The organism is Spiribacter onubensis (genome assembly GCF_040838425.1).
Taxonomy (GTDB): domain Bacteria; phylum Pseudomonadota; class Gammaproteobacteria; order Nitrococcales; family Nitrococcaceae; genus Spiribacter; species Spiribacter onubensis.
Genome location: NZ_JBAKFI010000020.1, coordinates 1 through 553 on the forward strand (window position 1 = coordinate 1; position 553 = coordinate 553).

The 553-nt window shown below is 66.4% G+C and carries 1 protein-coding gene; it reads left to right on the top strand.

The window, feature by feature from the left end:
- Positions 1 to 518: RNA-guided endonuclease InsQ/TnpB family protein (locus V6X63_RS10670; RefSeq protein ID WP_367978929.1), on the top strand; the 518-nt coding region annotated here is incomplete at its 5' end.
- Positions 519 to 553: the final 35 nt, after the last annotated feature.

A 553-nucleotide genomic window follows, 5' to 3' on the forward strand; every position in this document is an offset into this window, starting at 1 on the left:
CCCGACGCGACCACCTGCACAAACTCACCAGCGCCTTGAGCAAAAACCACGCGGCGGTGGTGGTCGAGGATTTGCAGGTACGGAATATGACGCAGTCGGCGTCGGGGACGGTCGAGCAACCGGGACGGAACGTCCGCGCCAAGGCGGGGCTCAACCGCTCCATCCTCGATCAGGGATGGCATGAGTTCCGCCGCCAGCTTGCCTATAAGCAGGCATGGCGTGGCGGGATGGTGGTGGCGGTGCCGCCGCAGAACACGAGCCGGACCTGTCCGGCCTGTGGGCATGTGGCGAAAGAAAACCGCCGCAGCCAATCCCGATTCGCGTGTGTTGCCTGCGGCCACACGACTCATGCCGATGCCAACGCCGCCTGGAACATTCTGGCGGCAGGGCATGCCGTCATGGCCTGTGGAGGGGATGTAAGCCCGGACCGGCACCGAGGTGACGATCCGGCTGCCCCGATGAAGCAGGAACCCGCCGAGGCGACCGGCGCCGGCTCAGTGCCGGCACCGGCGCGGTAGGAATCCTCGTCCTTCAGGGCGAGGAGGATGTCAAG